The organism is Mycobacterium sp. B14F4, assembly GCF_039871645.1.
Lineage (GTDB): Bacteria > Actinomycetota > Actinomycetes > Mycobacteriales > Mycobacteriaceae > Mycobacterium.
On the sequence record NZ_JBDPMF010000002.1, the window covers coordinates 481,026 to 507,816 of the forward strand.

A 26,791-nucleotide genomic window follows, 5' to 3' on the forward strand; every position below is an offset into this window, starting at 1 on the left:
CTCCTAGGTCGTACCGACCGCCATCACCTGTCTGCGCAGGCTCTCGGTCGCGATGTCGAGCACCATCTTCTTGGCACGGCGGATGATGAACTCGGGGATGGGCGCGGCCAGGTCGAGGACGATGTCGAAGCGTACCCGGGTGCGGTCCTCACCCACCGGGGTGAGGTTGTACTCCACATGCTGACCGCGCTGCTGCAGGGTCGCCTCGGCATCCCAGACCATCCAGTTGTCACCCCAGTGGTACTCGAGGAGTTCCTTGTCGGTGATGCCCATGATCTTGAACGTGGCCTTGACGTGGTGCGGCCGGCCGTCGGGATGCCGGTCGAGCACCTCGGTGGACTTGTGCAGTGGCGACCACGACGGCACCGCCTCGATATCGGCGAGGGCAGCCATGATCGCGTCCTTCGGCGCCTCGAAAACCACTTCCCGCGATGCCTGCACGGCCATGGGGCAAATCGTAGCTAAGCCAAAGCCCTCATGCATAGGGTTATTCAGCTAATTATCAATCCCAGTCAATATCACCGAGGGTGGTGACGGCCTGCGGGGGCGGACCCACCGGTGCTGCGGGTGTACGTGAGAACCGCGGCGCGGGTGCAGCCTGATCGACGCCGTTGGCTTGCAACAGAGTTGATCGTGCACGTAAATGCTCGTTCTGCGCGGCCTCGGTCCAAGTGAGCACCGGTGTGACACAGGCGTCGGTACCGGCGAACACCGCAGTCCACTCGTCCCGGGTCTTGCTCGCAAACCGCTGCGCAAACAGCCTGTGCATTTTTGGGAACGCCGCTTTGTCCAGTTGGTTCGGCACATCCTCGGCCGTGAGACCGAGCCCGGCCAGCAGAGGGGCGAAGAACTGCGGTTCGATGGCGCCGACGGCCATGAACTTGCCGTCGGCGGTCTCGTAGGTGCGGTAGAACGGCGCGCCGCCGTCGAGCAGAAACGACTCGCGCTCGTCGCGCAGGGTGCCCGTCGCCTTCATGGTCCACGCCATCTGCGCGAGCACCGACACCCCGTCGACCATGGCCGCGTCGATGACCTGGCCCTGACCGGAGCGCTCCCGCTCGTAGAGTGCGGCGACGATGCCGAGCAGCACGAACATCGACCCGCCCCCGAAGTCGGCGACCAGGTTGAGCGGCGCGACGGGCGGCCGGTCCCGGTAGCCGATCGCCGACAGTGCCCCGGTCTGCGACAGGTAGTTGATGTCGTGGCCGGCGGTGTGCGCCATCGGGCCGTCCTGGCCCCAGCCGGTGATCCTGGCGAAGATCAACCGTGGGTTGCGTGCCGCGCAGTCGTCCGGGCCGATGCCGAGACGTTCGCAGGTGCCCGGCCGGAACGCGTCGATCAGCACGTCGGCCCTGGCGACGAGGGCGAGCAGCGCCTGCGGGTCCTTCTTCACGTCGAGGTCGACGACCCGCTTGCCGCGGTGCAGCAGGTCGACGTTCTCGGCGGGCATCTGCAGTCCGCCGGGCCTGCGCACCCGCACCACGTCCGCGCCGAGGTCGGCGAGCACCATCGCCGCATGCGGTCCGGGGCCGATGCCGCCGAGTTCGATGACCCGCACGCCCGCCAGTGGTCCGCTCATGCGTCGTGAGAGTACTGGCGCGCGCCGGGCGAACCTCGCCTGTCGACGGCGTCAATATCGCCCCGTGTTCGCTGTTGCCCGCCATATCCTTCGCCTAAGGGGCGGCCCCGATGCCCCCGAGCGGTGATGCTGAGATGACAGTGGATGTGGTGACCTGCGGGTCGTGCGGGACTCGCCTGCGGGCGAACGCCAAGTTCTGCGACGAGTGCGGCATCCCGGCTGCGGCTCTCGTCGACACCGCCCAGTACAAGCAGGTGACCGTGCTCTTCGCCGACGTCGTGCGCTCGATGGACATCGCGGCCGCAGTGGACATGGAGCGGTTGCGCGAGATCATGACCGAGGTAGTGGAGCGGTCGGCGGCCGTGGTGCGTCGGTACGGTGGGACCGCCGAACCCAACGGTGACGGCGTGATGGCACTGTTCGGCGCTCCGGTTGCCCTGGAGGATCATGCCTATCGAGGGTGCCTGGCGGCGCTGGCCATCCAGGAGGAGGCCGACCGGTTGGCCGCCGAGATGCGACGCCTCGACGGTGTGGCCCTGAAATTGCGGGTTGGCCTCGATTCGGGTCGGGTGATCGCAGGTGAGCTCGGTTCGGGGTCCCTGGGATACGCCGCGACCGGCGAGCACGTCGGACTTGCGCAGCGGATGGAATCGGCGGCGCCACCGGGCGGGGTGATGTTGTCGGAGGCGACTGCCCACCTCGTCGAGCAGGCGGCGATGCTGGCTGAACCCGAGTGGGTGCGGATCAAAGGGAAGGACGAACCGGTTCGCGCGCATCGACTGCTGGCGATAGGCGCGCGAGACGTCGTCGGGCACGCTGATGCGCGCTTGGTCGGAAGGCGTTGGGAGATGGCGGCCCTCGAAGCTCTCTTGGACCGCGCAGTCGGTGGCCGCGGCGGTGTTGTCAATGTGCTGGGGACAGCCGGCATCGGCAAGAGTCGCGTCGCGCGCGAGATCGCGGCGCTCGCCGCCGGTCGCGGAGTCGAGGTTTTCTGGGCCTTCTGCGAGTCGCATGCCCGCGATATTCCGTTCCATGCGGTGACGCGACTGCTGCGAGCGGCCAGCGGCGTGGCCGGCGTTGACGGCGAGACCGCCCGTGCGCGGCTGCGAACCGGTGTTCCTGCCATTGCGGATGCACAGGATCTGCTGCTACTCCATGACTTGCTCGGCATCGCCGACCTCGACGTGCCGCTGCCCCAGATCGACCCCGATGCACGGCGCCGGCGATTGACTGCACTGATCAACACGATGATGCTGGCACGGACCAGGCCATCGCTGTACATCGTCGAGGATGCGCACTGGATTGATCCGTCGAGCGAGTCGATGCTGGCCGACCTGCTCTCCGTCATTCCGCGTACGCCGTCGATGGTGTTGATCACCTGCCGCCCAGAATACGACGGCGCGCTCACCCGGGTGCATGGCTCTCAGACGATAGATCTTGCAGCATTAGGCGATTCGGATACCGCGACGCTCATAGACGAGCTACTGGGGTCGGACCCCTCGGTCGCTGCGCTGGCGACGATAATCGCCGACCGAGCCGACGGGAACCCATTCTTCGGCGAAGAGATGGTGCGCGAACTCGTGCAGCGCGGCGTTCTCACCGGCGAGCACGGCGACTACGTCTGCAGGACCGATGTGGCAGAGCTCAGCGTGCCGGCGACGGTTCAGGCGGCCATCGAGGCGCGCATCGACCGGCTGGGCGCCCCGGCCAAGCAGACGTTGAACGCGGCATCGGTGATCGGGGTCCGCTTCGAGGCCGACCTGCTCGCCGCGCTGAAGATAGATGCGGTGGTCGATGAGCTACTCAGCGCGGAGCTGATCGATCAGGTGCGGTTCACCCCGCACGCCGAATACGCCTTTCGCCACGCCTTGATCCGAGCCGTGGCTTACGAATCGCAACTCAGGTCAGATCGCGCTCAGTGGCATCTGCGCTTGGCCGCTGCGATCCAAGAGCGCGCGCCGGAGTCGGTGGAAGAGAACGCGGCGCTGATCGCCGAACATCTCGAGTCCGCGAACGAACTGCATGCAGCGTATGGCTGGCAGATGCGCGCCAGCACCTGGTCGCGCAACCGTGACCTCGGCGCCGCCCGCCTCAGCTGGGAGCGCGCAAGCCGCATAGCCGACCTCTTGTCCGAGGACGACCCCGATCAGCTGTCGATGCGCATCGCCCCGCGAACCATGCTGTGCGCCACTGACTGGCTGACCAAGCCAGTCCAGAAGGGCTGGGGCCGTTTTGCGGAGTTGCGCGAGTTGTGTAACGCGGCCGGCGACAAGGTCTCGCTGGCCGTCGGTATGACCGGGCTGGCAAGTGAGCTCCTCTACACGGGACGCGCCGGCGAGGGCTCGCGCCTCGCATCCGAACAGATGGCGCTGCTCGAGTCCATCGGCGATCCGAACTTGACAACGGGATTGGCATTCTTAGCGTTCGCCAACTGGTTCAATACAGGGGAATTCGGTGAGATCCTGCGGTGGACGCAGACAGTCGTCGACCTCGCGGACGACAACCCGGACAAGGGTGGCGGGTTCGGTATCGGATCACCGCTGGCAGTCGCGCTGACGTTCCGCGGCGTAGCTCGGGCTTGGCTGGGTCGTCCCGGATGGCGGCAAGACTTGCGCGACGCAATCGCGATCGCCCGAACAAGCGACGCCACAACCCTTGCCCTCGTCGTTTCCTGGACCTGTGTGCCGGTTGTCCACGGCGTCCTTCGGGCCGACGATGCCCTGCTGCGGGCGCTCGATGAGGCGGTGCTAACCGCTCAGCGTGCCAGCGCAGATTTCGCAGTGACGGGCGCGCAGTTCGCGCTGGGTATCGCGCTGGTATACCGCGACTCCGCAGATGACGGTCGCCGTGGGCTGGAGTTGTTGGTGAAGGCCCGCGACATGTGGCTGCCCGACAGAGCCCCCTCGCTGGTGCCGGTCGCGGAGGTGTGGGCTGCCCGGGAGAGGGCGAAGAGCAGCGATATCGATGCGGCGATCCCGGTGATGCGCCAAGCCGTCGATGAGACGCACGCCGCAGGCCGGATCGGGTGGACCTTTTGCGGGATCGGCGTTCTGGTGGAGACGCTGCTCAAACGCGGCGCCGAGCGCGACCTCGCCGAAGCTCAGCAGGGCATCGACCGATTGACAGCCCTATGCGGCGGCCAGTCTTCGGCGGTTCTGGACATCACGTTACTGCGACTGCGCGCGCTGCTCGCGCGGACTCGCGGGGACAGTGCCCGCTACTCGGATCTGTTGGCCCGTTATCGCACGGTGGCAGAATCGCTTGGCTTCGAAGGGCACATCGCTTGGGCGAAGGCGATGCCGACATGATTCAGCGCCGACCTGCCCCCTCTGCAGGCCGGCGCTCAACCGAGTCAACTCATTCAGAACCTTCGGCGTCGCCACCGGATGTGTCGCTGCCGGCGCCTCTGTTACCTCTCAGTGCCCCTGACGACGCTGTGGCTGAGGGTGATTCGGGCTTCTTGGAACCGGTGGCAGCGTTTTGCGCAGTCGAGCGGACACCGTCGCAGGGACGCGACTGCTGGTCCTCACCGGCCGAACCGTGCAGGATACGCCGAGGCGTCGTGGGCTGTCCGGTCGGTTTCGCCGAAGGCTCGGGAGCACCCGCTGCCGTCGGCCGCGTCGACTCTTCGTCGGTCTGCGGTGCCACGTCCGCCGGGACTCGCTCGGCCTCTGTGGATTCGGTCGGTGTCACCCGCGCGGTTTCATCCGATGGCAGCTTCGCCGAAACATCCGCCGTCTCGGTATCCGCGGGCGGTGTGGCTTCCGGTGCTGCTGCCGAGGCGGGCAGAGCGGCAGTCGCGGGCTCGCTCGACGGCGGTTCGCTCGTCAGCGTAGGTGCTTCCTCGACCGCGGCGGCTGCTGCGAGGGGTAGCGCCGGCACCGGCAGATAGATGCCGAAGTAACTCGGGATGTAGCTCAGGAAGTTGAAGAGCGCGCATGGCGGACATGCGAGTATGACGAGCGCGATCAACGGACCGAACAAGAGCGCAATGCCGATGATGGGACCGATGACGGGAAGGGACAACAGCGGCGGCAGGATCGTGCTCAGACCGAACTCGAGGGGAGTGGCGGTCGCCGCAAGAGTTGCGGCACCCGCCCCATGCGTGTCGACCGCCGGGTCGATCGTGGGCGGAGCGGTGACAGTCGCCGCGGAGATCTCCGCCGCGCCGACATCGCCGCCTCCCGTGAACGGCACTGGGGCTTGAACCTTGAGAAGCACTTGCTCGAGAAGAGATCCCGGCGGGGCGGCGAAAGGCAGCGCAAAGTATGCGAGCTGCACCGGGTGGACTTCAGGTCTGATCGCGTCGTCCACCTCGGACGGCGCTACCACCAGGCTCAACGCGAGAATGCCGGCCGAGGCCACGGCGCCGCCAGTCGGGACGCGGGAACGAACGGACCGGAATGACAACCTCATTGCGCGACGCTCAGAGATTACCGATGCGCTTGCTCTACTCATGTCAGTGCCTTCCAAGGTGGCGGCCTCGCGCTTGGCGGGTGTGCGATCAATCGTCAGCCGGTCACGTCGCGACGGGTGCAGTAGCCCACTACTGCAATCCCGTACGAGCTGGGACACGGCACCGCTGAGCCGGTTCGACATGCCGTGACTCCTGAATGCACGACGCCAGCACCGGATGTGGAGTGCACTCGATGAACGCGTGATAACCGCGCACATGGGCCCACCGAACGGCCTGTTCGAACAACACCTTTTGGCGCAGATTGGCATACCAGTATTCGCCGTCGAGAATCGACCCATCCAGCTCGGCGCCGGTGACCGAAGAAATGACCGCGATCTCGCCGGTTCGTGGCTGCAGGCTACGAAGCGATGCGCGCACCGTCTCCCGAACCGCCTCTACATCGGCGGTATGCAACGCGAAGTCGACGGGGATCCGCTCGGCAGGCACGGCCTCTCGCTCGAGCCCGTCCATCAGTTTGCCCAGCGCAGCCGTCTCGCCGGAAACCGCGGTGGACGACGGCCCGTTGAACTGACCCGTTCCACCGACCGAGGGATCGAAACCATGCCACCGGTTCCGGCGATCTGACCGATCGCCTTGCTGCGCACTGTCACGACCCTTGCGGCGTCTCGCAACGACAGGCACCCGCGACATAGGCTGTGGCGACCTCGCCGTGCGAGTGGCCCAGGACGGCGTCCGGATGCACGCCCCGAGCTCGCCACTGCGCGGCCAGCGACATCATCACCGCGAACTGCACCGGCTGCGCCACATCGACTCGGTGCAGCGCTTCGGGCTCGACGTCGCCCCGCACGGCCTCGAGCACGGACCAGTCGACGAACTCAGCGAAAGAGTCGTCGCAGAGGCGCATTTGATGCGCGAACGCCGGTGCTGTGGCGAGGCGACCGACCCCCATCTCCGTCCAGTGCGATCCGGTGCCGGGGAAGACGAAGACGATTCCGCCAGTGGGTGTCAAAGCCTGAACATCTCTCGCGCCATTGCGGCGTCCTCGATGAACGCCTCGCGCCGGCGCGGGTAGTGGCGGGGCGCCACGAGACCCTCGGTCGGTCTGGTGCGCTCTGACGAAGCCCACAGCAATGCTCGCACGGCGGCGAAGACGCCATGAGTCTTCTCGACACGCGGCAATGACGCAGCGGCTGCAGTGCCGAAGACCACTTGCTGCTCGGTGATGAGCACGTGTGGCTGACTGCGATTCTCGGTGACTCTCTCTGGCTTCGTGGTGATAGGCAGTGGATCGGCTCGCGGTGTGATGAGATCGGACACTTCGTACCCCCTGAATCGACGCGGTGTCCGATCAATCGTCAGTCGCCGGCCGTGCGGTGGACGCAGTAGGCCGCCACTGCAGCCTGCCGGGCCCAGCCGGCCTAGTACTTAGATGCTCCTTGTCGAGGCATCAATGCGGCGAGTTCGTCCCGGCTCGTGGTCCCCGTCTTCGACATGGCGCGGTAGATATGGCTCTCGACGGTGCGCACAGACAATGTGAGCCGCTCGGCGACAGCGCGGTTGGACAGCCCCTCACTGAGCAGCATCACGATCTCTTCTTCGCGCTCGGTCAGCGGCAAGGGATCGCTGGCTCGACGAAGCGCCGGCGTGTAGGCGCCCGATCGGGCCGCGAGGCGTTCAGCACGAGCCGAGCACGCCAAGGCTGACCCTCTCTTGTCCACCCGGCGATACGCCAGGGCGGCATGGGCCGCAGCGTCAATGGCTGCGACGACATCACCTAAGCGCTCGAAGTCCTCGGCCACCGAGACCAACGCGGCTGCGTCAGCGTCGCGCATGGCCTCGGCGAATCGCGCGGCGAAGCCGACTCGTGGTCCCTCAACGAGGGATTCAAGCTCCCGCAAACGCGCTGCGCCGGTGGGGTCACCGAATTGGGTGGCCGTCTGCAAGCAGAAGACTTCTGCCGCGAATCGCCCTGCTTCTCTGGCGTTTTCGACAGCGGACCGCAGAACGGCTATCCCCTCGCCGATAGCGCCCTGGCCCGCCGACACCCAGGCCCGGGCCAGGCTCTGTTCGTGGTCCAGGGAGCGGAACCGGCGTTGCACCTGATCCAGCGCAGCCAGTTCGGCAGCGGCCTCTCGATGGGCTCCGCCCATGGCCAGCGCCGTCGCATGGGCGATCCGGTATCGGTAGCCCCAGCCGTCGGGGTGCGATACCGACAATCGTTCGACCGCACGGCTCAGCAGTTCGCACGCGATGTTCAGATCACCGGCGCCGAGCGCGGCTCGACCGGCCACGGCGGCGCCGAGTGACTGAGCGGCGCCCGGTAGATGGACCGCCTGGTCGCGGATCCGTCCGGCCACACCGAGCGCCTCCGGAATCTGGCCCGCCAACAGCAACGCGCTCACTTCCGCGTCCGCGATGTTGAACCGCATGTGGGGCGCGTCGAGGGTGCGACTGGCGACCTCGTATCCCGTACCTGCATCGGCCAGTGCCTCGGAGGTGCGGCCCGCGTCTGCCGCGATCTGGGTCATCGCCCATGCCACCTCGGCGCCGACAACGGGAAGGTCCGCCATCGCAATGTTTTTCGCGGATTTCACCGCGTTGTCGGGCTGGTCCATCGCGAACCAGTAGATCGCCAGGAAGGCGTCGATGTAGGTGCGAGCCTCCCGAGGCGTGTTCTGTGACGCCTCGTCGATGACGTCCTTGGCCCGCTGCGGCTCACCGAGCGCCCACAACAGATTGCTTGACCGCAGGAACGCGAACCTCGCACGGTCCTCGTCTGCCAGCTGCTCGGTGTCGATACCGCAGAGCACCGCCTCCGCCTCCTCACCGCGCCCCAGCCACGACAGTGCATGCGCGCGAATGAAGTCCGGTTCTGGCTGCGCGCCCGAACGGATTGCCGCTTGCGCGATCCGATCCGCTAGCGCCAAGTCTCCCAGCCACACCGCGCCATACGCCGCCCTGACAAGTAGTTCGGGGTCGGGTGCGGTGTCCGACTCGATACTCAGTGTCGCGCGGCGCACCACCACTCGGATGTCGTCGTGGTCCTTGGATTCGGCGAGCTCTCCGGCTAGTAGTCCACGCAACCGTCGCAGTCGGGTCTGGGGTGCGCGATGGCGGCGCACTTCCCCGTAGAGCGGATGTGCCACCCGAACCTCGATGCCGCCGCCCGCCGGCTCCAGGGAGATGAGCCCACGGGTTTCTGCGTCCTCGATTGCAGCCGCATCGGTGATTCGAGTCAGCACGTCGAGTTCGACGGGCTCTCCCACGGCCACCACGTCGATGACGTCCTCGACCGGCGCGGGCAGACATCCTGTTCGCGATTCGACGAGCTCGATGAGACCGCGTGGAATGACCGGCTCCCCGACCCAGCGCCAGTAGCCGTTTTCGTCGGTGAATCGGCCACTTGCAAGCTCGTGCTCGACGATGTTGCGGAGATACAGCATGTTGCCGCGAGTCAGTGACCACAGTCGTCGAGCGACATCCACGTCCACCGGGCCGCTCAGTGCCGCCGACAAGGACGCGGCGGTGTCGTCGAGCGACAGAGGCGGAAGATCCAGCCGGTCGAACTGGCCGGCCGTCCAGATCTCGCTGAGACCGGCCGGCACGGGCTCACCGTCCCGAGCGGCGAGGACCACCTTCGCCGCGCCGCTTTGAACTATCTGAAGCACGACGAATGTCGAGAGCTCATCGAGGAGGTGTACGTCATCGACACCCACGACAACTGGGTTCGGCGCCGATGAAACGGTCAGCGCTTGGACCACCCCTCGCAGCAACTGCAAGGTGTCGGTGACATTAGACGGCGCCCAAGCTGTGAACGCACCCAGTGGTATCGCGTGGGCTGACGACGTTCCCGCCGTCCAGCGAGTTTCGTATCCCCGCGATGCGGCAGCCGACAACGCCTCACGGACGACGCGACTTTTTCCGACCCCCTCCGCGCCAAAGATCAGCACACCCGAGACTTCCGGAGCCGTGATGGCGGCTTCGATCCTTCGCAATTCCTCGGTGCGGCCAATTAACGGCCACGACGATCCCACGTCGAGAGCCTAAGCAGCGGAGACGCCGACCGGCGGAAAACCAGCGACTTGGTCCGGGCTCAGCCCTTCTTGACGGTGAGCACCCGCTTGCGAAGCCCGTCGGTGGCCGTGTCCATCAGCCCCTTGGCGCCCTTCTTGATCAGGAAACCGGGCAGCGGCACCAGCGGGTCGACGGTCAGTTCGAAGTGCACCTTGGTGCGCTCACCGTCGGGGGTCAATGTGTAACGACCCCGTTGTGCACGTTGCTGTTTCGCCTTGACCAGCGTCCACCCGACGCCGTCGTCGTGCACGGTGTAGTCCAGCACCTGCTCGTCGCTGACCCCGACGATCTTCACGATCTGACGCGACTTCGTCGGGCGGCCCTGCTCGTCGCGTTCGAGAACCTCCACCTTCTGGTGGGCCGACGACCACTCGGTCAGCGACTCGACGTCGAAAAGCACGTCCATGATCTCGTCGGGCGTCGCCTCGATGACAACTTCACGGGTTTCAGTGACAGCCATGCCGATCTAGATTGCCGTCGGCGTGCGCGTCGAAACTATCTGCCGCCCTTTTTGACCTTCATCACCTGCTTGCGCAGGCCGTCGGTGGCCGATTCCAGGCCGCCCTTCATCGCACGCTTCAGGACGAAGCCGGGGATCGGCACGGCCGGGTCGACGGTGATCTCGAACCGCACTTTTGTCTTGTCTCCTTGAGGTGTGAGCGTGTACGAGGCGTTCTGGGTCTTGAGCTGGCTCGACTCCAGCAGCGTCCAGCTGGCCGTGTTCTCCGCCCAGGTGTACTGCACCACCTGCTCGTCGGAGATGCCCATGGTCTTGAGCTTGATGCGCACCTTTCCCGGCCTGCCTTCGGCGTTCCTGTCGAGCACCTCGGCGCCCTGGTGCTGCGACGACCACTCCGGCGCGGACTCGACGTCGGCGATGACGTCGAGAATCTCCTCCGGACTCGCCTCGATCACGACCTCGCGGGAATCGCTGGTAGCCATGGCGTGACCCTAGCCCGCTTACGGTTGACGGCATGCAACTTTGGGAGCTTTGCGCGCGCGAACGCATCCGGGACACGCTCGCGCGGTACAACTGGTCGGGCGACGCGCTGCGGCTCGACGAACTCGCCGAATCGTTCTGTGCGGACGGCGCGCTCGAATTGCGCGACCGCGAGCCGGTGCGCGGTCGTACGGCCATCGTCGAGTTCCTCGGCGGTTCGGTCGCCGCACCCGCCGCGGCGGCGACCTCGACGAAGCGCATCGTGCGCCACAACGTGACCAACATCCGGTTCCTCGAGCTGACGCCGGACCAAGCGCGGGTCGCCTGCTACTTCACCGTCGTCACCGAGATCGGCCTCGATCACTACGGCCGATACCGCGACGTGTTCGTCCCCGTCGGTGACGAGTGGTTGATCCGGCACCGGTTCGTCTCGACGGACTGGGCCGCGCCGAACTCGACCATGGCGCGCTGAGCTCGCGCCGATTTCTGCGTCAGGGCTGCGATTCCGACGCGAACGCGACCCTGGTGCAGCAATCGGCGACAGGAGATCGCGCACCGCAATCGTCGGTACTCTCCTCGACTATGGATGCTGTCGATCCGTCGGTCCCGCCGAGTGGCACCGGATGCGTCGAGTGTGACGCCGACGGCGGCTGGTGGGTGCACCTTCGCCGCTGCGCGGCGTGCGGACACATCGGCTGCTGCGACGACTCGCCGGCCCGGCACGCCTCGGCGCACTGGCGGGCCACCGGCCACCCTGTCATCCGGTCGTTCGAGCCGGGCGAGGACTGGTTCTGGAACTACGACACCAATACCTACTACGACGGCCCCGAACTCGCCGCGCCGGAGTCCCGCCCGCCCGACGAAACCGTTCCCGGCCCACGCGGAAGGGTGCCGAAGGACTGGATGACCCAGTTGCGCCGGCGAAAAGACTAGAACCGCGACGCGGCGGGTAACCACAGCCGGTGAGCCACGACAAGCGGGACAAGCCCGACACCGCCGCGACGGACGTCGGCCCGTCCGACGCCGACGACGACGTCCAGAGCGACCCCGCCCGACACACCGAGGGCGCCCAAGAGGGCGTCGACTGGTCCGACGAGGGCGGCGCGACGCCGGGCGGTCCCGCCGACACCGGCGATCACACCCAGTGACTCAGTACGTTGCGGCCAACGCCGAAAGCGTCTCGGCAGTGGTGTATTTCGGTCGCCAACCCAGCTGAGTTCTGGCCTTCGTCGTGTCCATCACCACCGACGTCCGGCCGACGTGCAGCCACTCCAGCACCGAGGGAACGAACGGCAGTCGGGCGATGACCTCCGAGGCGACGGTGGCCGCGACCCTGGGCACGTGCACGGGACGCGCGCCCAGCGCTCTGGCCATCTCGGACATCGACACCACCCCGTCGCCGGCGATGTTGTAGGCGCCCGGTGGCGCCGATGTCGTTGCGGCCAGCGCGATCGCGGCGGCGACATCGTCGTGGTGGACCAGTTGCAGCGGTGTCCCCGGATCGGGGAAGGGCGGCTTGAGCAGCGGCAGGGCCTGGGTGATCCGCTTGACGGGGCCGGGTAGCTGGTTCCAGGGCATGGCGTCGGCCAGTGCGGGCGCTTTCGGGCCTGCGACGATGCAGGGCCGCAGCACGTACACCTTCAACGATGTCGCGGCGGTGATCTCGGCCAGCGTCGCTTCGCATGCCGCCTTCTGCTCGGAGTAGTAGTGCTCGGGTGAGCCTCGCGGCGGCACGCTCTCGGTGATCGGCACGGGGTTGTCGGAGTGGTACCCGTAGGCGGCCACCGACGATGTGTAGACCAGTCGCTGGGGGCGCGCCGCCGCCACCGTCGCCTCGAAGATGTTGCGGGTGCCCTGCAGATTGACCCGCGCACTCTCTTCGCGCGAGCCCATGATGATGAACGCCAGGTGGATCACCACGTCGGCGTCGGCCACCAGGGCGTCGACCGCGGCGCGGTCGAGGATGTCACCCTGTAGGTACCGGGTCTTGGACCATCCGTGTGCGGCCGGATCGAACGGCCGGCGCGCCATCCCGACGATCCCCTCGACCTCGGCGATGCCCTCAAGCGCCTCGACTGCCGACATGCCGATCTCGCCCGTGGGGCCGGTCACGGCCACCGTGAGTCCCATGTACGACGCTATTCCCGCCGCGACCGGTTAGGAAACAGTGCGGCGTCAGGACAGGTCGGCCAGGGCCTGCTGCGCAGCGTTGTATCCGGGGATGAAGGTGATGCCGGGTCCGCCATGGCAGCCCGCGCTCGCGAGGTAGAGGCCGTCGATCGGAATCGGTTGATCGACATAGCCTTTGGGCCCCGGGCGGTTGGGCCCGATCTGATCGGGATGGATCAGGCCGTGGCAGTAGTCGCCGCCCGGCGCCCCGAACATCGTGCCCATGTGCCTGGGGGTGAATGTGGTGTGGCGCATGATCAGGCTTTCGAAGTTCGGCGCCAGCCGGGTGATCTTCTCGATCACGCGGCGGCCCATCTCCACCTTCATCTCGCCGTATCCGTGCTCGCCCTCCGCTCCGGCATCTCCGCTCCTCGCGTCCGCGGGCGGGAACCACAGCGAGAACGCAGACGCCGCGTGCTTCCCGGGCGGGGCCAGGCCCGGGTCGTTGACCGACGGGATCTGCAGCGCGATCGCCGGGTCGGCGGGCACGATGCCGCGCCGGCAGTCCTCCCACTGCAGCTGCAGTTCCTCAGGCGTGCTGAAGATCCCGATGTTCGACTGCATCGCGGGATCGTTGAGCATCTCGTAGGGCGCCGCGAACTCGGGAATGCCGTCCAGCGCGAAATGCATCTGCAAATAGCTGCCGCGGTGGTCGACCCGTGAGAACCGCTCGCGCACCTCCGACGGCACGGCGCCCGCGTCGACGAGGCCGTTGATCGTGAGATCGGGTGCGACGCCGGACACCACCACCGGCGCGGTGACCGCGGCGCCGTCGTCGAGACGAACGCCGGTGACCCGGCCGTCGGCGACGGTGACCTCGACGACCTTGCTGCGCAACCGCAGGTCGCCGCCGGCGGAGGCGAACACGTCGCACAGGTGCGACGTCAACGCCCCGATGCCGCCGCGCAGCTTCTTGACCAGCAGCGCGTTCTCGTCCGGGACGGCGAAGCCGTACGCCAGCGCCGCGGCCGTGCCCGGCGTGGCCGGCCCGCGATAGGTGGTGTTGCACGCCAGCAGCGACAGCATCCCGCGCAGCGCGCCGTTCTTCTCCTTGTCCGGAAGATAGCGGTCGAGCACGTCGGTGACCGAGCCGAACAGCAGGTCGGTGATCGTTGACCGCTCGAATTCGCTTGTCGCGCAGGCATACATTTCGTCGAGTGACTTCGGGGGCCGGCCCGCGTCGAACCGGCCCAGCGCCCGCGTCGGCGCCTGACACCAGGCCATCAGCCCGGCCATGCCGTTGACGGCCTCCGCGCCGTGCACCTCGTTGAGGTGGGTCAACAGCTTCATGGGGTCGGTGTAGTAGATCAGCGGTTCGTCCCCCACCCCGCGCAGCGACACCGACATCACGTCGAGGTCGACGGTGGGCAGTTCGTCCAGACCGAGTTCCCGGCTCACCACGGCCGACGTGGGAATCTGCACCGAACCGGCGATCTCGAACTTGAACCCGTCGAACAACTCGACGGTGGAGGCCATCCCGCCGGCATAGAGCTTGGCGTCCAGGCACAGCGTGCGCAGTCCCGCCTTCTGCAGCAGCACCGCCGCGGTCAACCCGTTATGCCCGGCACCGATGACAATCGCGTCGAAGTCCGCCATGGGCTGAGGCTGACACGAGCCGCAAGTTTTGTCAATAATGACGAAACTTGCCTAAGCAATGCCCTTGGCCAGCGTGTCCAGCGCCTCCCGGGTGAGCCGCGACAACTCCGGCAGCGCGCGCTCTTCGCCGTGGTGGCTGAGCATCCACACCTCCATCGCGCCGAAGACCGCCGCCGCGATGCACCGCGCCGTGACCGCGATCCGCATCCGCTCGTCGGTGCCGGGTTCGGGGGGACTGTCGCCGGTCAGGCGCTCCTCGATGGCCTCGGCGAGTTCGGCCTCCACCTGGCGCATGTGCCGCGCGATGCGGCCCGGTTCGATCTCCTGGGCGCGCAGGGCGGCGGTCTGCGCGACGGCCCAGTCGTCGTAGGGGCGCGCCATGATCGCGGCGTGCACCGATTCGATTATCGGCTCGTCGGGGTCACGGGCGGCCAGTGCGGCCCTGAACCACTGCAGGCCCGCATAGTCGGCGAACAGCAGATCGTGCTTGGACTCGAAGTGGCGATAGAAGGTGCGCAGCGAGACACCGGCGTCGGCGGCAATCTGCTCGGCCGACGTCTCCTCGACGCCCTGGGCCAGGAACCGGACAACCGCCGCCTGCCGCAACGCTTCTCGCGTGCGCTCGCTGCGGGCGGTGTGGGCGGGCCGGGGCATGTGGTGAAAGTACCCCGAAAAGGCCGCAGAACGGCGACGTCAAGTTATGTCAATATTGACAAAACTTCGGCGGGTGGCCAGACTCCGGCTATGGTCTCGCTGATCGTCCACCTCGTCCTCGGGTTCGCCACGCTGGCCGTCATTGTCAAGACGAACCCGACGATCTTCGCGCGCTATCCGTCCGGCCCCCGCGTCACCGGGCTCGAGCTGTTCTACTACGTCGCCGGCATCGCGTCGGTGATCCTCGGCTACTACTTCAACAACCAGTTCGTCGCCGAGTACGCCCCGGCCGGCGGGCTGCACAACTTCATCTGGGGCCCCGGCAGTTGGACCGAGTTCATCGTGCTCGGCTACGACAACCCCGCAGCCAGTTCGGCCAGCCAGGACTACACGATCATGAGCCTGCTGCTGTTCCCGGCGTGGCTGCTTGTCGACGGCCGCAGGCGCGGGATCAAGCACGCCTGGCTGTACCTGGGGTTCATCCTGTTTGCCAGCTCGGCGTTCGCGTGGGCGTTCTATCTGGCCACCATCGAGCGTCAGCACCGTCACCAGCAGGCACTGACCCAGCTCGAGTCGCCCGCCTGACGGCCGATACAGCCGTATTGTGAAGGTGTGACGACCGAGGCCCGCCGGACGCGCCGACCGACCGGGGTGCCCCGGTGAGGGTGCACCACCTGAACTGCGGCTCCATGCATCCGTTGGGCATCCCCCCGCTGGTGTGCCATGTGCTGCTCGTGGAGACCGACAGCGGCCTGGTTCTCGTCGACAGTGGATACGGTCTGGCGGACTGCGACGAGCGGGCCAGGCGGACCGGGCCGACCAGGCGCCTCTTCCGGCCCTACTTCGACCGCGACGAGACCGCCGTCAGCCAGGTACAGCGGCTCGGCTTCCGGCGTGAGGACGTCCGCCACATCGTCCTCACCCACTTCGACATCGACCACATCGGCGGGATATCGGATTTTCCCGACGCCGAAATCCACTGCACCGCAGCCGAAGCACTGGGTGCGATGAACGCACCCACGCGGGCGGAGCGGTTCCGGTTCCGGTCGGCGCAGTGGGAGCATGGGCCCAAGATCGTCGAACACACCCCCGACGGTGAGACGTGGCGCGGGTTCGCGGCGGCCGAGGAACTCACCGACATCTCACCCGGGATCGTGCTGCTGTCGCTGCCCGGCCACACCCGCGGCCACGCCTGCGTCGCCGTCGACGCCGGCCACCGGTGGCTGCTGCATTGCGGCGACGCCTTCTACCACCCGAGCACCATCGGCGGTCCCGGGCGGATTCCCCGGGCACTGGGCGTCTTCGAGACGATAGCGGCGTTCAACCGAACGCAGATGCGCGACAACCACTCTCGGCTCACCGAGTTGTACCGGCGGGCAGAACCCGACCTGCTGCTGCTGTGCGCACACGACCCCGGACTGCTGGCCCTGGCGCGGGAAACCGCCTAGCTATTTGGCGGCGCGCTTGCGCAGGAACGACTGCAGCCCGCCCAGCACGTCGTAGTAGCGCGTCGGCGCAATCCGGCCGAGCGCGTCAAACAGGTAGGCATCCGGCCCGACCAGGATGCGGGCCTTGCCCGCCTCCACCCCACGATGGATGATCTCAGCGGCCTTGTCCGGCTGGGTCATCGTGATGGCGGCGAACTCCTGTGCCATCTGTTGCTGGGAGCGGCCCCGGCCCTCGGGATCCTGCCGGTAGCGGGCGTTGCGCACGATGTTGGTGTTGATGCCACCGGGATGCACGTTGACCGCCGACACCCCGGTGCCGCGCAGTTCCTGACGCAGGGAGTCGGTGAATCCGCGCACCGCGAATTTGGCCGAGCAGTAGGCCGATTGGGTAGGCATGCCCACCAGGCCGAAGACGCTCGAGGTGTTGACGATGACACCTTCGTCCTGTTCGACGAGGATCGGCAGGAACGCCCGCGTGCCGTTGACCACCCCACCGAAGTTGATGTCCCACAGCCACTGGTCGTCCTCGGGTACCGCGTCGAGTACCCGGGACGCCACCGCGACGCCCGCGTTGTTGAACACCGCGCCGATGGGACGGGATGCCCAGTCGCGGACCTCGGCGGCGAAGTCGCGCTGGGCTTCGGCGTCGCGCACGTCGAGCACCCGCAGCAGCGCCGGACCGCCCAGCGAGGCCTCGGTCTCCTTGAGGCCCTGCTCGTCGACGTCGGCGATGGCCACCGGGCAGCTGTGCGCCGAAAGTCGTTGCGCCAGAGCGCGTCCGATTCCGGACGCGGCTCCGGTGATGACCGCGGTGCGGCCGCTGATGGTTCTGCGTTGCTTGCTCATACGGACTCCTTGATGGTGGCGTGGTCGGTGGTCAGGTCGGTAAGCCCTGCCGTGGTGGGTCGTCGGTACACCACGGCACGGCCGCCGCGGGCCGGCGCGGTGGCGACACCGCGGGAGTGGCGGCGCTCGCCCGGGGCATGCGTCGTGCCGAACTCGAACTCGCGCAGCAGCGTTCGCAGTGTCACGGTCATCTCCATGTTCGCGAAGGCGGCGCCGATACAGCGCCGGATGCCGCCTCCGTAGGGGATCCAGGTGTGAGCGTCCGGGGTCGAGCCGAGGAATCGGTCCGGGTTGAAGGTGGCGGGGTCGGCGAAATGCTGAGGTGACTCGTGGGACATGCCGATGCTGGCGATGACGGTATGCCCTTCGGGAACCACCCACTCCCCCAACCGAAGACGGGCCCGTGTGACCCGGATGGTCGCCTCGATCACCGGGCGGGTGCGCTGGACCTCCCATATCGTGGCCTGGGTCAGTTCGGTGCCGCCGGCGTCGACCTCGGCGGTCAGCCTCGACAGCAGGCGGGGATGCCTGCGCAGCCGCTCGATGGCCCATGCCAGCGTAGTGGCGGTCGTCTCGTGGCCCGCGGCGAGCAGGGTGAGCAGTTCGTCGGCGACGTGGCCGTCCGAGATCGGTGAACCGTCTTCGTAGCGCGCCTGCAGCAGCAGCGCCAGGACGTCGGCGCGTTGCTCGAATCCCGGATCGGCACGCGCCTCGGAGATCAGCCCGGCGATGATCTCGTCGTAGCGTCTGCGCGAACGCTGCACGCGACCCCACGGGCTCCACGGCCCGAGATCGCGACGCATCGCCTTGGGCAGCACCGCCATCCGCGACGCCAACGGCACCATGGGCGGCAGGAGTTCGCGCAGTTCGTCGAACGCGGTGCCCTGTGCGCCGAACACCGTGCGCAGGATGACGTTGAGCGTGATGCGCATCATCGGCTCGAGCGTCTCGAACTCGCGCCCTTCGGGCCAGCCGGCCGTCTCGCGCAGCACCTCGTCCTCGACGATCGCCTCGTAGCCGGCCATCCGCTTGCCGTGGAACGGCGGCACCAGCAGCTTGCGGCGTTCGCGATGCTCGGCGCCGTCGAGGCTGAACGTCGACCCCCGCCCGAGCACCGTGCCGAGGTTGGACGCGCGAGCCACCAGGTCGCTGTTGGTGGTGAACAGATCCTTGACCAGGCTGCGGTCGCTGACCACCAGGGCGCGGCCGAACATCGGCAGGTCGACGGTGAACGCGCTGCCGTACCGGCGCCCGATCGCGACCAGGGTGCGGTGCCGGGCGGCCAGGAAGGCGAGCCCGACCGCTGCCTTCGGGAGTCGCGGCCCCGGCGGTAATCGCACGGGGTCGGTCGTCGGTTCCGCCATCCCTTGCCCTCCAGGCTTACTGGTACATCAACGTACCGCCCCACGGTACGTCGTGGTACCGGTGAAGACAAGGGCAGCTCGGCGCGACGCTAACCGGGCGGTGCCGACGTGTCGGCTCCGCTCCTGCCGATCACCGCGACCACGATCGCCGCCGCGGCCGCCATGAGCGCGATGACCAGCGCCGACGAATGCATAGCGGTCACGAAGGCGCGTTGCGAGGACTCCAGGATGGGGGCCGCCTGCGGCCCCAGCCCCTCGAGGATGTGCACCGCCTTGCCGAACCCGTCGGCGATCTGCTCGCGCAGCGGTGCCGGCAGCGCCGACAGCTGAGGTGCCACCTCGGAGGTGTAGCGCTCGGCCAGCACGGACCCCGCCACGGCGATGCCCACCGCGGCACCCAACTCGCGGGTGGTGTCGTTGATCGCCGATGCGACGCCTTGCCGTTCGTCGCGCAGCGACAGCATGATCGTCGTCGTCGCCGGCGCGGTGCACAGCCCGATCCCGGAGCCGATGATCACCGTCGGGACCATCAGCGCCACGAATGACGAGCCCGGCCCCAGCAGGAGCAGGCAGCCGAAACCGGCGGAGATCACCGCCATGCCCGTCACCAGGACACGCGTGAGTCCCCAGCGGGGCGTATAGCGAAACGACAGCAACGACAACGCCACCAACGGCACCGCGAACGGCGCGAAGGCGATGGCGGCCGCCAGCGCCGAGTAGCCCAGGATCAGTTGCGCGTACTGCATGCCGAGGTAGAAGAAGCCGAACGTCGCGGCGAAGATCGCGGTGATGGTCACCGCGCTCGCAGCCACGGCCCGGTCCCTGAACAACGCCGGATCAAGCAGCGGGTTGCGTCGGCGCGCTTCGACCACCACGAAGGCCGCCGCGGCCAGCAGGCCGACGGCCAGAAGCCCCAGGGTGCTCATGTCGGTCCAGCCCCGAACGGGCGCCTCGAGGAGCGCCGTCACCACCAGAGCGACCGCCGCGGCCACGAGCACTGCGCCCAGCCAGTCGACGGGACCGGCGTCGGCGTCGCGCACCTGCCGGATGGTCGAGGTCGCGACGAGAACCAGCAAGCCGCATGCCGCGAGCGTCCAGCAGATCGCCTGCCAGTCCCAAAACCTCAGCAGCACACCGGATCCGACGAGCCCAAGTACCCCGGCACTGCCGGCCACGGCCGCCCAGATGCCGATGGCTCGGGAGCGCTGATCCGGTGGGTACGCCCGCGACAGCATGGACAGCGTCGCGGGCATGACGAAGGCGGCCCCGGCCCCGGCCAGCATGCGCGCGGCGATGATCGCCGTCGGGGTGTCGACCATCGCCGGCGCCGCCGACGCCAGCGAGAACACGGCCAGGCCGGCGAGCATCGTCGTCCGCCGGCCGTACCGGTCGCCGATGGCGCCGGCGGGAAGCAGCAGACACGCCAGCACGACGGTGTAGCCGTCGACGATCCAGTTCAGCTGAGTCTGGGTGGCCGAGGTGGCGACCGCGATATCACCCAGTGCGGTGTTGAACGCCACCATCGACCCGACCACCAGAGCCACCCCGAGGCAGCCCACCACCAGGGTCCAGAGGGACCCGCGCTCGCCGGTGATGGTGGCCGGCGAGCGCGGGGTTTCAATGTTGACCAACGGAGTTACTCGTCGCCGCCGTCGGAGTGGGCGCCCGCGTCTGCACCGCTGCCGGTGACGCCGGTGTCATCGCCCTCGTCCTGCCCGGTGTCAGCCGGCTCGTCGTCGCCGGCCTTCGCGTCACCGGTGCCGCTGGCGACGCTCGAAACGGTGCCGGGTTCGACCTTGTTGCCGTCCTTGGTGCTCACGCGGATGGCCGAGCCGCTCTCGGCCTCGTCCGCCGTGCGAGTCGACGTGACGCCGGACGTGGTCGGTGACGACGCGTACTGGAAACCGACGTTGAAGGCGCCGATGGTGTAGTCGGCGGTGTTGAAGAAGCCGATGTTGCCGGTGCCGGTGTTGCCGATGCCGATGTTGAGGTCGCCGGTGTTGCCCACGCCGAGGTTCAGGTTCCCGCTGTTGCCGAAGCCGAAGTTGCGGATCCCGTTGTTGCCGCCACCGACGTTGAACTCGCCCTCGTTGTCGAAGCCGACGTTGAAGTTCCCGGTGTTGCCGATGCCGATGTTGAAGTCACCGACGTTGTCGGCGCCGATGTTGTAGTCGCCCTCGTTGTCGACGCCTGTGTTGGCCACCCCGCTGTTGTTGATGCCGGTGTTGAAGGCGCCGTCGTTGTCGAAGCCCAGGTTCGGGGTGCCGGTGAGCAGGCTCAACTGGAGGCCCGAACCGCTCGGGACCGCCTGCGGCGCCGCGGCCGACTGCGCGGCGAGCGCCGCTGCCACCGTTGCATCCGGGTCGGCGTCGGCGGGCGCAGGAGTGATGGCGACCGCTGCCGAGGGGATGGCGTCGCCCGCGCTCGCGGCCAGCGTCGTCGATGCCGTGTCCGGATCGGGAACCGGGACGCCGGTGGAACCGGCGGCGATAACCCCTGCTCCCATCACCGACACCCCGGCGAGAAGGTACGCGCGGACACTCACCCGAGACCCGGACCTCGGCGCGTTGTGCTTGGACATGAACAGTTCCCTTCGACACGGGCGGCCCCGGCCACCCACCTTCGCTGACGTCAGTTATTCGTTGCACAATCGATGCAGGATTGGGTGAAGTCGGAATTGCCCGGAGCGCGGCTGCCGTCACGGCGAAGAGATGACTGAAGTGTGACGAATGTGCCGATCGGGCCTCCGCGACGGGCGCGACGCCGCGCTCGTGGGCAAACTGGCGACCAGCCCCGCGTGGCTTCTAAAGGAGCAGCGCAATGAATTTCACACTGTCCGACGTCGCCGCCCGACAAGGCGACGCCATCGACTCGCGCTACCACCCCTCGGCGGCGGTGCGACGACAACTGAACAAGGTCTTCCCGACGCACTGGTCGTTCCTGCTCGGCGAGATCGCCCTGTACAGCTTCATCGTGCTGCTGATCACCGGCGTGTACCTGACGCTGTTCTTCGACCCGTCGATGGCCGAGGTCACCTATGACGGCGTCTACCAGCCGCTGCGGGGCGTCACGATGTCCAAGGCCTACGAGTCGACGCTGGACATCACGTTCGAGGTGCGCGGCGGTTTGTTCGTGCGCCAGGTACACCATTGGGCCGCACTGCTGTTCGCCGCGTCGATCATGGTGCACCTCGCCCGCATCTTCTTCACCGGCGCGTTCCGCAGGCCACGCGAGGCGAACTGGGTGATCGGCTCACTGCTGCTGATCCTGGCCATGTTCGAGGGATTCTTCGGCTACTCGCTGCCCGACGACCTGCTCTCCGGCACCGGCATCCGCGCGGCGCTGTCGTCGATCACCTTGGGAATGCCCGTGATCGGCACCTGGCTGCACTGGGCGTTGTTCGGCGGCGATTTCCCCGGTGACATCCTCATCCCCCGCCTGTATGCCATCCACATCCTGATCTTCCCGGGCATCATGCTGGCCCTGATCGGCCTGCACCTGGCCATGGTGTGGTTCCAGAAGCACACGCAGTTCCCCGGGCCGGGCAGGACCGAGCACAATGTGGTCGGCGTGCGCGTCATGCCGGTGTTCGCGGTCAAGTCCGGCGCGTTCTTCGCGATGACCGTCGGCGTGCTGGGCATCATGGGCGGGGTGCTGCAGATCAACCCGATCTGGAATCTGGGCCCCTACAAGCCTTCTCAGGTCTCTGCGGGTAGCCAGCCCGACTTCTACATGATGTGGACCGACGGGCTGATCAGGCTGTGGCCCGCGTGGGAGCTCTACCTCGGCGACTACACGGTCCCCTCGGCGGTCGCCGTGGCGGTGATCATGGGCCTGGTGTTCATCCTGTTGACGATCTACCCGTTCATCGAGCAGAGGGTGACGGGTGACCGGGCGCACCACAACCTGCTGCAGCGGCCGCGGGATGTTCCGGTGCGCACCGCGGTCGGCGCGATGGCGATCGCGTTCTACATCGTGTTGACGTTCAGCGCGATGAACGACATCATCGCCTACAAGTTCGAGGTGTCACTCAATGCGACGACGTGGATCGGGCGCATCGGCATGGTGGTATTGCCCGCGATCGTCTACTACGTGACGTACCGGTGGTGCATCGCGCTGCAGCGCAGCGACCGCGCGGTGCTCGAACACGGCGTGGAAACCGGCATCATCAAGCGGCTTCCCACCGGCGCCTACCTCGAACTGCACCAGCCGCTGGGTCCCGTGGACGAGCACGGCCATCCAATTCCGCTCCCATACCAGGGCGCCCCGGTGCCCAAGCGGATGAACAAGCTCGGTTCGGCGGGCGCGCCCGGAAGCGGCAGCTTGCTGTTCGCCGACCCGGCCCACGAGCACGAGGCGCTGACCGACGCCCAACATGCCGGCGAACGCAAGGCCCTGATCGCGCTTGCCGAGCATCAGACGCGCAACGGATCGTCGAACGGTCACCGCAACGGATCGACGTGATGTCGGGTCGGGTCGAGCCGACGACGGCAGCGGCCCGCACCGCACGTCTCCCGGTGGCCGAGCCATCTCGAAGATTGCTCGCCCGATGCCTGTTTAAAAGGCGTGCAGCTAAGGTAATCTCGCACCAGTCGTCCTCCCACTGAGTGCGACTTCTCGACTCGGTCCGGCGTTGGCAGTACAGCGTGGACCAAAATTGGTGTTGCGTGTTCAAGCGCCGACCCCCGCCTTTGGCGAGAGCCCCGTGCATTGGCCCCTGCGCGATGGTTCGCCGGGCACCGGTCTGAGCTGCCGGCGTCGGTTAGCGCGACCTAGGTGAGGGAGATGGGGCAGGCTGCGTCCGCGCCCTCGCTAGGCGAGCGACGGGAGCAGCCCTGTAGTTAAGAAAGCAGCTCCGGCCCGAGTTCGCCGCCCGCAAGGGCCATTTCGCGGCCCCGACAACGTCCGGTGAGATGGCGTCCCTCAATCACTGGGCGAGCCCGCAGCTAGACATGCGCAGCTGGAGAGTGCACAGTTAGCCCCAACGACGCCAGTCGTGGTGACCTTCCGTCAATCGGGGACTTGCTCGAGGCCACAGAGCCGAACTCCCCGGGAGTACCCATGACACCACGCGTGCCCATCTATCTGCGCCGTGTCGCACTCGCCACCATGTTCGCCGGCGCAGCAGCCTTCACCGGCACCGCCGTCGGCGACCCCGCTACCGCGTGCGCCGAACCTCGAGAGTGGGATGTCGGCTCATACGACTCCTGCTTCAACGGCAGGAGTGAACTGAACGTCCTCGGAGTGATCAGCGACCAGCAATTGGTCGACGAAGCAAGGTTCTGCTGCGAGAGATCCGGTGGAGTCTGGGGCGCAGGTTTCAACAGGGAGGCTGGCTGCGTGGCGCCCCCGGCCGAGGAGGCCGAACGAGCCCCCGCTGCACCACCTGTCCTCCCACCCGAGTCGCAAGCGACACTGTGGATGCCGCCGCCCCCGCCGCCGCCGGAAGCCACGGCGCCGGGTCCCGCCAGTCGAAGCTGAAGGTCGCCGCTGTCCAGCAGTACCTGACAGCCGGAACCCACCGCGGCTACTGATGCTCGGACCAACCTGTGGATTACACAACAGCGCAAGACAACTCGCACCCGTGGGCGGTGGGCCCTTGGGCCACCTGCGGCCACCGATGACTCAAGACGTCAAGACCATCCGGGGCCAGGTGCGTGCGCAGGGGCGCCGCGTGACAGAAGGAAGCGCTGCGAACCAGCCGTCTGAGGTGGCTGGGCCGGAATCGAACCGGCGATGCAGTCTATTCGACCCGCGTGCGAGTTCCCGTGCCGAGCCGACGAAGTGGCGGGCGGAGACGTGTCCGTCCCCGCCCGCAGGCCACTCAGCGAAACGAGTTACGGCGTGTCGACTCCTCGGCGCCGGAACTCCCGTCGGTACCGCCGGTGCCGAATCACGCCGTCCCGCTGGTGCCGTCGGCCCCGGCGGCCCCATTCGGAGCGCCACCAGCGCCGCCCTCGCCGCCTGTGCCGGTTTGGCTGTCGCCGCCATCTCCACCGGTGCCCGGGGTGACAGTAGCGCTACTTTGTTCGCCAATCTCGACCGCATCACCGCCGGCACCGCCGTCGCCGCCGTCGCCCGTCTCGCTGTCGCCGCCGTCTCCCCCGTCGCCGGCGCGGTGCTCGGCTCCCGAACCGTCAATCACAGTGGTGGTGCCACCGGTTCCGCCGGTGCCACCCGTGCCACTCACGCTGTTGCCGCCGCTGCCACCATTTCCGGCTATGCCTGCGCCGCTGCCCCCGTCGGGCTTCGTGTTGTCACCGCCGTCGCCGCCGTCACCGCCCGTGCCGTCGACACTGTCGCCGCCGGCGCCGCCGGAGCCGGCAGTGGTGTTTCCCGCCGAGGAGGAGACGGATCCGCCGTCGCCTCCGTCGCCGCCATCACCGCCCACACCTGGGTCGCCGTCGACTCCCGCGATGGCGCCGGTGCCGCCGATTCCGCCTGCGCCCCCGCTCCCTGAGTCACCGCCGTCGCCGCCAGCGACGGCGTTCAAACCGTCGCTGCCTGCGGCGCCGTCGCTACCGTTGCCCCCGTCACCGCCGTCGCCGCCGTCACCGCCGTTGCCGAGGTTGCCCGCGTCTCCGTCGGTTCCGGCCAGCCCACCGGTGCCGCCGGTCCCCGCTGCGCCCCCCGTGCCCTTCAGTCCTGCCGCACCGCCGTTGCCGCCGTCACCGCCGGCCTGACCGTCTTCGCCGATGTTTCCGTCACCGCCGTCACCGACGGCAGGGGCTCCGTCGGCCCCGTCGGCTCCGTCGGCTCCGTCGGCCCCGTCGCCGCCACTGCCGCCGTCGCCACCGGCGCCGCCGTCACCATTCGTGCCAACCGCGCCGGCCACCCCGAAGAAGAACCCCGCGTTACCGCCGGCACCGGCACTACCTCCAAGACCGCCGGCACCACCGCTGCCTCCGGCCTCTCCGGCCTCGCCGTCACCGGATGCTGTGACGCCGGATCCGTCCGCGCCCGTGCCGCCGGCACCGCCGACACCGCCGACACCGCCGGCACCGCCGGATCCGCCGCTGCCGCCGAACAGGCCGCCATCCCCGCCACTTCCGCCGGCGCCGCCCGCACCACCGGCCGTCCCGGCCTCACCCGCACCACCGTCTGGTCCGGTCGTACCCGCCGCGCCATCTCCACCGGCGCCGCCGTCCCCTAGCAAGAACCCGCCCCGGCCACCGTCACCGCCGTCATCGCCCGAACCCGCGACCGCATCACCACCGGCACCGCCGGTGCCGAACAATCCGGCGTTGCCCCCATTGCCGCCGTTGGCGCCGTCGCCGCCGGAACCGATCAACCACCCGCCGTTTCCGCCGTTGCACGCCGACCCGACACAGTCGGCGGCCGCATCGGCACCGTTGCTGATGAACAGACGAATGAACGCCGACACCGGGTCGAGCCCCGCCGGGACCGCCGACGAAGCGAACAGTGCGCCCTGTATCTGCGGTGCGCCGAGCGGCGCCGACACCGACGAGCCGCTTGGACCCACCAGCAATAAGCACAACGGATCAGCACACCCGTTCACCGGCGATGCGGTGCGCGCCGAGGTCGAATGCGGTGCTGCAATGCCCGGAGCCTCAGCACCTGAATCAGCCCACGCGATGAGTGGGCACGCAATCATGCTTCCGACTCCCAGCGCCACTGCCAACCCACCGACACGCCCGATACTCCGCACAGCACTCACGGCAAACCCCTCGTCAATCGGCGACG

General features: G+C 67.8%; 24 protein-coding genes. 7 read left to right on the top strand and 17 right to left on the bottom strand.

Going from position 1 to position 26,791, the window contains the following annotated elements:
• Positions 1–3: 3 nt before the first annotated feature.
• Both ABGB19_RS07520 and ABGB19_RS07525 read right to left on the bottom strand, forming a co-directional pair.
• A complete protein-coding gene (locus ABGB19_RS07520; RefSeq protein ID WP_347685245.1) occupies positions 4–447 on the bottom strand; it encodes an SRPBCC family protein in 444 nt (147 codons plus the stop codon).
• A 55-nt stretch (positions 448–502) separates the two neighbouring features.
• Positions 503–1,579, bottom strand: coding sequence for a CaiB/BaiF CoA-transferase family protein (locus ABGB19_RS07525; RefSeq protein WP_347685246.1), 1,077 nt, complete (start codon positions 1,577–1,579; stop codon positions 503–505).
• A 134-nt stretch (positions 1,580–1,713) separates the two neighbouring features.
• Between ABGB19_RS07525 and ABGB19_RS07530 the strand changes: the two genes are divergently transcribed.
• Positions 1,714–4,887, top strand: coding sequence for an AAA family ATPase (locus ABGB19_RS07530; protein WP_347685247.1), 3,174 nt, complete (start codon positions 1,714–1,716; stop codon positions 4,885–4,887).
• 49 nt (positions 4,888–4,936) lie between these two features.
• Here ABGB19_RS07530 and ABGB19_RS07535 read toward each other — a convergent pair whose 3' ends face one another.
• The 7 genes from ABGB19_RS07535 to ABGB19_RS07565 all read right to left on the bottom strand — a co-directional run bounded on the left by ABGB19_RS07535 (position 4,937) and on the right by ABGB19_RS07565 (position 11,012).
• The gene (locus ABGB19_RS07535) at positions 4,937–5,944 is read right to left on the bottom strand and encodes a hypothetical protein (RefSeq protein ID WP_347685248.1); all 1,008 of its coding nucleotides are present in this window, start codon (positions 5,942–5,944) and stop codon (positions 4,937–4,939) included.
• Positions 5,945–6,125: 181 nt separating this feature from the next.
• Positions 6,126–6,677, bottom strand: coding sequence for an acyltransferase domain-containing protein (locus ABGB19_RS07540; protein WP_347685249.1), 552 nt, complete (start codon positions 6,675–6,677; stop codon positions 6,126–6,128).
• Positions 6,643–7,005, bottom strand: coding sequence for an acyltransferase domain-containing protein (locus tag ABGB19_RS07545; RefSeq protein WP_347685250.1), 363 nt, complete (start codon positions 7,003–7,005; stop codon positions 6,643–6,645). The genes ABGB19_RS07540 and ABGB19_RS07545 overlap by 35 nt, the downstream gene beginning before the upstream one ends.
• The gene (locus ABGB19_RS07550; RefSeq protein ID WP_347685251.1) at positions 7,002–7,226 is read right to left on the bottom strand and encodes a hypothetical protein; all 225 of its coding nucleotides are present in this window, start codon (positions 7,224–7,226) and stop codon (positions 7,002–7,004) included. Before ABGB19_RS07550 ends, ABGB19_RS07545 begins: the two co-directional genes overlap by 4 nt.
• Positions 7,227–7,414: 188 nt before the next feature.
• Entirely contained in the window at positions 7,415–10,030 is a 2,616-nt protein-coding gene (locus tag ABGB19_RS07555) for a LuxR C-terminal-related transcriptional regulator (RefSeq protein WP_347685252.1), read from the bottom strand.
• 59 nt (positions 10,031–10,089) lie between these two features.
• Complete coding sequence (locus ABGB19_RS07560; RefSeq protein ID WP_347685253.1) at positions 10,090–10,530, bottom strand: SRPBCC family protein; 441 nt, start codon at positions 10,528–10,530, stop codon at positions 10,090–10,092.
• A gap of 35 nt (positions 10,531–10,565) precedes the next feature.
• The gene (locus tag ABGB19_RS07565) at positions 10,566–11,012 is read right to left on the bottom strand and encodes an SRPBCC family protein (RefSeq protein WP_347685254.1); all 447 of its coding nucleotides are present in this window, start codon (positions 11,010–11,012) and stop codon (positions 10,566–10,568) included.
• A gap of 32 nt (positions 11,013–11,044) precedes the next feature.
• On the opposite strand from ABGB19_RS07565, the gene ABGB19_RS07570 reads away from it, so the two are divergent.
• The 3 genes from ABGB19_RS07570 to ABGB19_RS07580 all read left to right on the top strand — a co-directional run bounded on the left by ABGB19_RS07570 (position 11,045) and on the right by ABGB19_RS07580 (position 12,158).
• Positions 11,045–11,482 carry a nuclear transport factor 2 family protein gene (locus ABGB19_RS07570; RefSeq protein ID WP_347685255.1) on the top strand — a complete coding sequence of 146 codons (438 nt, stop codon included), beginning with the start codon at positions 11,045–11,047 and terminating at the stop codon, positions 11,480–11,482.
• A gap of 110 nt (positions 11,483–11,592) precedes the next feature.
• Entirely contained in the window at positions 11,593–11,943 is a 351-nt protein-coding gene (locus ABGB19_RS07575) for a UBP-type zinc finger domain-containing protein (RefSeq protein WP_347685256.1), read from the top strand.
• A gap of 29 nt (positions 11,944–11,972) precedes the next feature.
• Positions 11,973–12,158: a hypothetical protein gene (locus tag ABGB19_RS07580; protein ID WP_347685257.1), complete on the top strand. Its 186-nt coding sequence runs from the start codon at positions 11,973–11,975 to the stop codon at positions 12,156–12,158.
• 1 nt (position 12,159) lies between these two features.
• Here the strand turns inward: ABGB19_RS07580 and ABGB19_RS07585 are convergent, their stop codons facing one another.
• The 3 genes from ABGB19_RS07585 to ABGB19_RS07595 are packed head-to-tail and all read right to left on the bottom strand — an operon-like array spanning position 12,160 to position 15,429.
• Positions 12,160–13,140, bottom strand: coding sequence for an NAD-dependent epimerase/dehydratase family protein (locus ABGB19_RS07585; RefSeq protein ID WP_347685258.1), 981 nt, complete (start codon positions 13,138–13,140; stop codon positions 12,160–12,162).
• Positions 13,141–13,185: 45 nt separating this feature from the next.
• Complete coding sequence (locus tag ABGB19_RS07590; RefSeq protein ID WP_347685259.1) at positions 13,186–14,775, bottom strand: NAD(P)/FAD-dependent oxidoreductase; 1,590 nt, start codon at positions 14,773–14,775, stop codon at positions 13,186–13,188.
• A gap of 51 nt (positions 14,776–14,826) precedes the next feature.
• Positions 14,827–15,429, bottom strand: coding sequence for a TetR/AcrR family transcriptional regulator (locus ABGB19_RS07595; RefSeq protein ID WP_347685260.1), 603 nt, complete (start codon positions 15,427–15,429; stop codon positions 14,827–14,829).
• Between the two features lie 90 nt (positions 15,430–15,519).
• On the opposite strand from ABGB19_RS07595, the gene ABGB19_RS07600 reads away from it, so the two are divergent.
• Positions 15,520–16,014, top strand: a complete 495-nt coding sequence (locus ABGB19_RS07600) for a DUF2834 domain-containing protein (protein WP_347685261.1) — start codon at positions 15,520–15,522, stop codon at positions 16,012–16,014.
• A gap of 74 nt (positions 16,015–16,088) precedes the next feature.
• On the top strand, positions 16,089–16,877 hold the full coding sequence (locus tag ABGB19_RS07605; protein WP_347685262.1) for an MBL fold metallo-hydrolase: 789 nt from the start codon (positions 16,089–16,091) through the stop codon (positions 16,875–16,877).
• Here the strand turns inward: ABGB19_RS07605 and ABGB19_RS07610 are convergent, their stop codons facing one another.
• From ABGB19_RS07610 to ABGB19_RS07625, 4 genes are all read right to left on the bottom strand, one after another.
• A complete protein-coding gene (locus ABGB19_RS07610) occupies positions 16,878–17,723 on the bottom strand; it encodes an SDR family NAD(P)-dependent oxidoreductase (RefSeq protein WP_347685263.1) in 846 nt (281 codons plus the stop codon). It abuts the gene before it with no gap.
• On the bottom strand, positions 17,720–19,087 hold the full coding sequence (locus ABGB19_RS07615; RefSeq protein ID WP_347685264.1) for a cytochrome P450: 1,368 nt from the start codon (positions 19,085–19,087) through the stop codon (positions 17,720–17,722). The genes ABGB19_RS07610 and ABGB19_RS07615 overlap by 4 nt, the downstream gene beginning before the upstream one ends.
• Before the next feature lie 89 nt (positions 19,088–19,176).
• Entirely contained in the window at positions 19,177–20,718 is a 1,542-nt protein-coding gene (locus ABGB19_RS07620) for an MFS transporter (RefSeq protein WP_347685265.1), read from the bottom strand.
• Positions 20,719–20,723: 5 nt separating this feature from the next.
• Positions 20,724–21,668, bottom strand: coding sequence for a hypothetical protein (locus tag ABGB19_RS07625; RefSeq protein ID WP_347685266.1), 945 nt, complete (start codon positions 21,666–21,668; stop codon positions 20,724–20,726).
• A gap of 239 nt (positions 21,669–21,907) precedes the next feature.
• Here ABGB19_RS07625 and ABGB19_RS07630 point away from each other — a divergent pair, with 239 nt between their 5' ends.
• On the top strand, positions 21,908–23,551 hold the full coding sequence (locus ABGB19_RS07630; RefSeq protein WP_347685267.1) for a cytochrome bc complex cytochrome b subunit: 1,644 nt from the start codon (positions 21,908–21,910) through the stop codon (positions 23,549–23,551).
• A gap of 1,429 nt (positions 23,552–24,980) precedes the next feature.
• Here the strand turns inward: ABGB19_RS07630 and ABGB19_RS07635 are convergent.
• Positions 24,981–26,570: a hypothetical protein gene (locus ABGB19_RS07635; protein WP_347685268.1), complete on the bottom strand. Its 1,590-nt coding sequence runs from the start codon at positions 26,568–26,570 to the stop codon at positions 24,981–24,983.
• Between the last annotated feature and the right edge of the window lie 221 nt (positions 26,571–26,791).

Excerpts from the sequence above, each read along its gene's own strand:
- ABGB19_RS07520 (WP_347685245.1), bottom strand. The coding sequence starts at position 447 with ATGGCCGTGCAGGCATCGCGGGAAGTGGTTTTCGAGGCGCCGAAGGAC.
- ABGB19_RS07525 (WP_347685246.1), bottom strand. The coding sequence starts at position 1,579 with ATGAGCGGACCACTGGCGGGCGTGCGGGTCATCGAACTCGGCGGCATC.
- ABGB19_RS07530 (WP_347685247.1), top strand. The coding sequence starts at position 1,714 with ATGACAGTGGATGTGGTGACCTGCGGGTCGTGCGGGACTCGCCTGCGG.
- ABGB19_RS07560 (WP_347685253.1), bottom strand. The coding sequence starts at position 10,530 with ATGGCTGTCACTGAAACCCGTGAAGTTGTCATCGAGGCGACGCCCGAC.
- ABGB19_RS07565 (WP_347685254.1), bottom strand. The coding sequence starts at position 11,012 with ATGGCTACCAGCGATTCCCGCGAGGTCGTGATCGAGGCGAGTCCGGAG.
- ABGB19_RS07570 (WP_347685255.1), top strand. The coding sequence starts at position 11,045 with ATGCAACTTTGGGAGCTTTGCGCGCGCGAACGCATCCGGGACACGCTC.
- ABGB19_RS07575 (WP_347685256.1), top strand. The coding sequence starts at position 11,593 with ATGGATGCTGTCGATCCGTCGGTCCCGCCGAGTGGCACCGGATGCGTC.
- ABGB19_RS07585 (WP_347685258.1), bottom strand. The coding sequence starts at position 13,140 with ATGGGACTCACGGTGGCCGTGACCGGCCCCACGGGCGAGATCGGCATG.
- ABGB19_RS07590 (WP_347685259.1), bottom strand. The coding sequence starts at position 14,775 with ATGGCGGACTTCGACGCGATTGTCATCGGTGCCGGGCATAACGGGTTG.
- ABGB19_RS07595 (WP_347685260.1), bottom strand. The coding sequence starts at position 15,429 with ATGCCCCGGCCCGCCCACACCGCCCGCAGCGAGCGCACGCGAGAAGCG.
- ABGB19_RS07600 (WP_347685261.1), top strand. The coding sequence starts at position 15,520 with ATGGTCTCGCTGATCGTCCACCTCGTCCTCGGGTTCGCCACGCTGGCC.
- ABGB19_RS07610 (WP_347685263.1), bottom strand. The coding sequence starts at position 17,723 with ATGAGCAAGCAACGCAGAACCATCAGCGGCCGCACCGCGGTCATCACC.
- ABGB19_RS07615 (WP_347685264.1), bottom strand. The coding sequence starts at position 19,087 with ATGGCGGAACCGACGACCGACCCCGTGCGATTACCGCCGGGGCCGCGA.
- ABGB19_RS07625 (WP_347685266.1), bottom strand. The coding sequence starts at position 21,668 with ATGTCCAAGCACAACGCGCCGAGGTCCGGGTCTCGGGTGAGTGTCCGC.
- ABGB19_RS07630 (WP_347685267.1), top strand. The coding sequence starts at position 21,908 with ATGAATTTCACACTGTCCGACGTCGCCGCCCGACAAGGCGACGCCATC.